The 6,763-nt window shown below is 74.8% G+C and carries 5 protein-coding genes; all 5 read right to left on the minus strand.

Annotated features, from left to right (window positions below; genetic code table 11):
- Positions 1–11: 11 nt before the first annotated feature.
- Positions 12–1,535 carry a helix-turn-helix domain-containing protein gene (locus DEJ09_RS16540; protein ID WP_111089283.1) on the minus strand — a complete coding sequence of 508 codons (1,524 nt, stop codon included), beginning with the start codon at positions 1,533–1,535 and terminating at the stop codon, positions 12–14.
- Positions 1,532–2,626, minus strand: a complete 1,095-nt coding sequence (locus DEJ09_RS16545; protein WP_111055261.1) for a DUF917 domain-containing protein — start codon at positions 2,624–2,626, stop codon at positions 1,532–1,534. Before DEJ09_RS16545 ends, DEJ09_RS16540 begins: the two co-directional genes overlap by 4 nt.
- Positions 2,627–2,717: 91 nt before the next feature.
- Positions 2,718–3,842 carry a DUF917 domain-containing protein gene (locus DEJ09_RS16550; protein ID WP_111089284.1) on the minus strand — a complete coding sequence of 375 codons (1,125 nt, stop codon included), beginning with the start codon at positions 3,840–3,842 and terminating at the stop codon, positions 2,718–2,720.
- Positions 3,839–5,023 carry a DUF917 domain-containing protein gene (locus DEJ09_RS16555; protein WP_258373935.1) on the minus strand — a complete coding sequence of 395 codons (1,185 nt, stop codon included), beginning with the start codon at positions 5,021–5,023 and terminating at the stop codon, positions 3,839–3,841. The genes DEJ09_RS16550 and DEJ09_RS16555 overlap by 4 nt, the downstream gene beginning before the upstream one ends.
- Complete coding sequence (locus DEJ09_RS16560; protein WP_111089285.1) at positions 5,020–6,576, minus strand: hydantoinase/oxoprolinase N-terminal domain-containing protein; 1,557 nt, start codon at positions 6,574–6,576, stop codon at positions 5,020–5,022. The genes DEJ09_RS16555 and DEJ09_RS16560 overlap by 4 nt, the downstream gene beginning before the upstream one ends.
- Positions 6,577–6,763 lie beyond the last annotated feature (187 nt).

Genomic DNA, 6,763 nt, shown 5'->3' on the forward strand with positions numbered 1-6,763 from the left:
GCACCCCGCGCTCAGCCGCCGTCGCCCGCCCGCGCCCGCGTCGCCAGGTGCAGGGCGAGCCGGGTCTCGGGGTCGGACAGGTCCACCCCGAGCAGCCGCTCCACCCGCGCGATGCGGTCGGAGACGGTGTTCCGGTGCACCCCGAGCACCGCGGCGGTCTCGGCGATCGACGACTCCGCGTCCAGGTACGCGGCGAGCGTCGTCAGGAGCGCCCCGCCACCGCGTTCGAGCGGTGCGAGCAACTGCCGCGAGGCCGGCAGGAACGTGTCCGTCTGCGTCCACGCGAGCAGCAGCTGCGCGAGCCCGAGCCGGTCGACGTGCACGAAGTGCCCCGACTCCGGACGGCTCGCCGCCAGACGGGCGGCGTCGCCGGCCTCGCCGAGCGTCCGGACCAGCCCGGCAGGGCCCGCCTGCAGACTGCCGACGCCCACGTTGGTCTCCACGGTGGTGCGGAGCGTGTTCTGCGCGCGCCGCAGCCGACCGGCGATGTCGGCCACTGCCTCCCGGCCGGGTTCGTCGGGTTCCGACAGCCACAAGACCCAGCCGTCCGCCTGTTCGACGACGACCGCGTCGAGTCCCTCGGCGCGCACCGCGGCGTCGACCTGCTGGCGGAGCGCGACCAGGTCGACGCCCTGCCGAGCGACCACCCGCGCACCGACGTGCCAGGCGTCCAGCCGCCACCCGGCGGCGATGGTCCGCTGCACGAGCTGCGGGGCCGGTGCTCCATCGGCCGCGCGGAGTTCGTCGAGCATCGCCATCCGGTAGCGGGCGTCGCGCTCGTCGTCGAGCCGGGTGAGCAGCAGCCGGTGCCCGACGGCCACGGCGGCGACCTGCAGGGCACTCGCGACCACCTGATGTTCGGCGGCGATCGGGACGGGCAGGCCGACGGCCAGCCAGGCGCGCGGTCCGATGCCGGTACCGACCGGGATCGCCACGAGCGTCTCGTCGACGCCCTCGGCGGTCAGCACGTCGCTGGTGCCGGCGCGGCGGACGAGCACGGCGCGGGCCGCGTCGTCGACGGCGGCTCCGCGGAGTGCCAGGCCCGAGGCGTCGAGGAACCGCACCGGGTGGCCGAGCGAGCGGTCGAGCCGGGCGAACAGGTCGTCGAGTTCGGGGCCGGCGTCGAGCGCGACGCGGGAGGCGTCGAGGGCTGCCCGGGCCGCCGGCCCCATCCCGGTGCCGATGAGTTCGTGCAGGCGGACCGAGGTCGCCCACGGGTCCGGGGTGGCGAGCACGGCGACGCCGAGCCGGTCGGCGAGCGTCGTGGTGCCGGGGCCGAGTTCCAGTGCCCCGTCGACGACGAGCAGGGTGGTGCCGGCCGCGGACGCCCGGCGCAGCAGCACGTCGAAGCGCGCGTCCGCGCGGTCGACGGGGGTGAGCAGCACGACGACGTCGTCGCCCTGCGACAGGGACCGGCCGACCTGGTCCGGGGTCCCCACGACCCCGCGGACCCTCCGGACCGCGGTGCTGCCGGGGCCGACGAGCAGGCGGGTGCCGGCCGGCAGGAGCGGGAACAGGTCGCCGACGGCGTTCACGCGAGCACCTGGCCCACGGCCTCGGGGACGACGTCCGCGTCGATGCCGAACGCCCGCGGCCCCATGCGCGCGGTGCGGTCGGGGTCCGCCCACCACCACGGCGCCGACGGCAGCACGAGCACCGCGAGCTCGTTGCCGACCCGCGTGCGGTCGGTCGCCACCGGCGCGAGCGAGCGCGCGTCGACGACCGTGATGACGCTCGGGGTGCTGGCGACCGGCAGGCCGTCGACCAGGCAGTGCACGTACTCGCTGCCCGCCTCGACCCGGGCGACCGCGCCGGTGCCGGCGTCGCGGATGGCCAGGCTGCTGCGCACGAACGCGAGCGCGTCCCCCTCGCGCTGCACGTCGATGACCCGGCCCTGCGCGACGACCCGGCCGCCGATGAGTGCGGCGAGTTCCGCCGCGTCGCGTGCGCCACCAGCGGCACGTCCGATCCGGAGGGCGCGCTGCACGCTGCCGACGACGGCCCGCTCCCGCAGCAGCGCCACCGGGACCGGGCCGATCGCGAAGGCGGCCCAGCCGCCGCTGTGCGAGACGGCCTCGCGCCAGACGGTCTCGACGTCGTGGGGGTGCCGGGCGTCGACGACGATCCGCAGCCCGCTCGTGGTGGCCGCCGCGGCCGTGACCGTCGTGGTCGGGCCGACGAAGACCGACAGCTGGTCGATGCGCGGGACCGCGCGGCCGACCAGGTCCGCGTCGACGAGCGGCAGTCCGGCGGCGTGTGCGGTGAGGGCCGCGGCCGGTCCGGTCACGCCGCCGATCTGCGCGGCGACGACGGCGTCGGCACGGGTGCCCGTCCAGCGTTCGACCGCCGCGAGGGCGGCCGGCAGCTCCTCGCCGCTCGGCATCTTCTCCTCGAGCACGGTCGTCGACCCGATCAGCCCGACGGCCACCACCGATCCGAGCGCGGGGTCGTCGAGGTCGACGACCGGCACGCTGCGGTCGCCGAGCGCGAAGCGGAGTGCGCTGACCATGTGGTCGACGCGGCCGCCACCGCCGCAGCCGAGCAGGGCGGTGCCGCGTCCGAAGACGGTCGCGTCGTCGGCCTGGAGGCCCGCCACACCGCCGCCCCGCCGCTCACCCTGGTCCATGGGTCCATTCTGCTGCCGTGGTCGCGTCCCGGGGCCGGAGCCCGGGGTCGGGTGCGTGGGCCGGGCGCCGGGGCCGGCGCACGGCCGTTCGTCAGCCGACCGCCGGGGCGGCCGGGCGGACGTGCTCGTGCAGGTCCTCGACCGGGACGAACGGCTCGTCGAGCCCGAAGCACGACGGCCCGAACACGGCGAGCGCCTCCGGGGTCCGCATCAGGTCGGGGGTCGAGATGCCGATGACCCGGACGCGCTGCCCGAAGCGCAGGCGCTCGGTGGTGATCGGTTCGGCGGTCTCGGCGTCGAGGACGCAGATCAGGTCGGGCACGACGGCGACGAGGCGGCCGTCGCGCCGGGCGACGAGGTTCTCGTTCTGGAACCGGAGTTCGAGCTCGGAGCCGTCGGTCCCCTGCACGGTGGCACGACCGCGGGCGAACCCGTCGACCGTGCGGCGCTCGACGTCGACGACCTTGCCGTCGAACAGCTCGCGCAGGTGCGTGTAGATCGTCGTGCCGAGGGCCTCGGCGAGCGCGTCGATGGGGTCACGGTGGGCTTCGCGGGCGACCCGGATGGCCCGACCGACGGCGAGTGCCAGGGAGAGCGTGCGCGGGACGGCGGTCTCCTTCACCTGGCGGCCGGACATGGCGTACTCGGCGATGTAGGCGACGCCGCCGAGCCGGATGGTGACCCCGCGGGCGAGCCACTCCATCTTCTTGTTGTCCGTGCCGGTCTCGATGATGACGCCGTGGCCGTTCTCGTCGCTGATCGCGAGCGGACTGCCGGGGACCCCGTAGACCGAGAACGTCTCCATCTGCAGCTCGGGGAACGCGCGGCCCATGCCGTCCGCGTCGACGACGGGCAGGCCGCCGGTGGCGCCGACGAGCAGCGGGATCATCGAGTTGATGCCGCCGCACTCGATGGGCATCGTCGCGGTCGCCGTCCGGCCCAGGTGGGCTTCGAGCCGACGGAGGGCGCCGAGGGGTTCCGGTCCGGCGGGGATGCGTTCGAGCACCACGGTCGGTGCGCCCATCTGCGCGGTGGGGATGACGAGGGCGTCGTCGGGCACCTCGGACGGGTCGAGGATCGTGACGGGGCCGTGCTGTTCGATCGCGGCACGGACCAGGAGCATCCCGATGGTGGGGTCGCCTCCGCCGCCGGTACCGAGCAGCGCGGCGCCGCGGGCCAGGTCGGGCAGGTCGTCGACGTCGAGGATCCAGCTCATCGGTGCGCTCCCGTGTTCGTCTCGCCCGCGCTCGTGGTGCCGTCGTGGCGGACCGCGGGGGTGTCGTAGCCGAAGTACCGCGGGCCGGCCAGGCGCAGGCCGTCCGGGGAGTGCCAGCGCTCGTCGGCCGGTGCGGTGACGATCCGGATGCGGGCGCCGAAGCGCAGGGCCTCGGTGGTGATCGGCTCGCCGGTCTCGGCGTCCAGGGTGATGATGAGGTCGGGAGCCGTGGTGCGGACCTGGCCGGCCACCTCGACCAGCAGGTGCTCGTTCTGGAACCGGAGCACCGCCTCCAGGCCGGTGTCGCTGCCGGAACCGGCGATGCGGGCCGTGCCACGGGCGAACCCGGTGACGGTCTTGCGCTCGATGTCGGCGACCTTGCCCTCGAACACGACCGTGCCGCCGAGCACCTCGGTGACCGCCGTGACGGGGTCCGCGTTCTCGCTGCGTGCGCGGACCAGCGTCTCGCCGAGCCGGACGCTCAGCGACAGGCTGCCGCGGACGAACGACTCCTTCACCTGCGCGCCGGACATGGCGTACTGCGCCGTGATCGCGGAGCAGCCCATCTCGACCGTCGCCGTGCGGGCGAGCCGTTCCGCCCACCGGTTGTCCACCGTGTCGAAGACGACGGTGTTGCCCTTCTCGTCGGCCAGGGCCATCGGTGTCGCGCTGACCCCGGACAGGGTCGGCAGCACCATCTGCACCTCGGGGAAGGCACGGCCCATGCCGTCGCCGTCGACCAGGGGCAGGCCGAGCTCGGCAGCGGCGACGATCGGTGTCGTCGAGTTCACGCCGCCGACCTCGATGCAGGCCAGGTGGGTGGGGGTGACCCCGAGGAACGCCGACAGGCTGCGGATGGCCTCGGCGAACTGGCCGGCGGACGGCAGCTTCTCGACCATCACCGTGGGAGCGCCGATCATCGCGACCGAGAGCACCACGGCGTCGTCGGGCAGGTCCTCGACCTGGACGATCTCGACCGGGCCGTGGGCGCGGACGGCGGCCTCGGCGAGCAGGCGTCCGATGTAGGGGTCACCGCCACCGCCGGTGCCGAGGATCGCGGCGCCGCGGGCGAGGGCGGAGCAGTCGGCGCCGATGGCGGTGAGGTGGGGTGCTGTGAGGGCGGCTTGTGTGGCTGCGGCTTGCGCGGCTGCGGCGCGCGGCGCGGCTTGCGTGGCGCTCATCGGACCAGCGCCCCGAGTGCCAGGTCGCCGACGGCCTTGGCGCGGATCCGCGTCGCGTTGCCCGGCAGGTACGGGATCGGGACCTCGTCGAAGTCGACGATGTCCACCGAGCCGGGGTCGGCGCCGGCCGCGATGGCACGGTCGACGGCCTCTTGCCGGGCCTCGTCGACCACGGCGGACCGGCGGCCGTCGCTGATCGCGTAGACCTTGTCGACCTCGCCGCTGACCTGCGCGATCGCCGCGCCGATGGCGTTGGCGACCGAGTAGTGCTCCGGGCGGTGCACGGTGCCGAGTCCGGGCAGGGTGTCCGGCAGCAGCACCGAACCGCCACCGACCGCCACGACGGGCAGCGGGTCGGACGAGGTGCGCATCCGCTCGACGATGTCGGCGACGCGCTCCGCGATGACGTCGAGCGCGCGGGCGGCGACCTCGGCGGGCACCCCGGCGACGAGCGACGGGTCCCCGATCGCACCACGGCCACCGCGGACGGCCACGTCGGTGGCGGTCAGGGTGGAGCCGCCGAAGACCAGGCCCTCCTCGGTCAGGCGGTACCCGACGGAGTCCGGGCCGACGACGCTGCCGTCCTCGCGGATGCGGGAGCCGCCGCCGATGCCGACGGACAGGACGTCGGGCATCCGGAAGTTCGTGCGGATGCCGGCGACGGCGACCTCGCCGGTGGCCTCACGCGGGAAGCCCGCGGTCAGGACGCCGACGTCGCTCGTCGTGCCGCCGACGTCGACGACCGCGCAGGTGTCGAAGCCGGACAGCACCGCTGCGCCGCGCATCGAGTTGGTCGGGCCGGAGGCGAACGTCGCGACCGGGTAGCGACGGGCGTACTCGACGTCCATCAGCGTGCCGTCGTTCTGGCTCAGGAAGAGCGGTGCGTCGATGCCGCTGCCCGTGACCGACCCGGACAGGCCGTCGACGATGCGGTCGGCGAGCTCGCGCAGCGCCGCGTTGATGATCGTCGCGTTCTCGCGCTCGAGCAGGCCGATGCGACCGATCTCGGACGACAGCGAGAACGCCACGTCCGGCCCGAGCTCGGCGGCCATGATCTCCTGCGCGCGCTGCTCGAACTCGTCGTTGATCGGGGAGAACACCGACGAGATCGCGACGGAGCGGATGCCCGCGGCGGCGATGGCACCGGCGTGCCGCTTGAGCTCCTCGGGATCGAGCTCCGAGATGACGCGGCCGTCGAACTCGTGGCCGCCGTGGGCCAGGAACGGCTGCGCGTGCACGGCCGACACCAGGTGAGCGGGCCAGTCCGTGAAGGGCGGCAGCGACGCCGTCGCCGGCAGGCCCAGGCGGACCGCGGCGGTGGGGGCGAGGCCGCGTGCCTCGACCAGGGCGTTGATGAAGTGGGTGGTGCCGATCATCACGCCGTCGATGTCCGTGGGGCCGAAGGCGTGCTGCTCGCGCAGGCCGTCGAGCGCGGCGACGATGCCCGAGGTGACGTCCGGGGTGGTGGACCGCTTGACCGCCGCACGGACGGTGCTGCCGTCCATCAGGACGGCGTCCGTGTTGGTGCCGCCGACGTCGATGCCGATGCGCATGGGGGTTCCCTTCGGTGGTGCGGGTGCGGTTGTGCGGGTGCGGGGTCTTCGCGGGGGGTGCTGGTTCGTGGAGTGGGGACCGGCCGCGCCGTCGCGCGGATCAGGGGTGCGGCGACGCGACCGGCCGTTCGGGGAGCGCCCGGGTCAGGCGGCGGGGGTGGCCGGTCCCCACTCCACGAACCAGCAC

Source organism: Curtobacterium sp. MCLR17_055 (assembly GCF_003234305.1).
Taxonomy (GTDB): Bacteria; Actinomycetota; Actinomycetes; order Actinomycetales; family Microbacteriaceae; genus Curtobacterium; species Curtobacterium flaccumfaciens.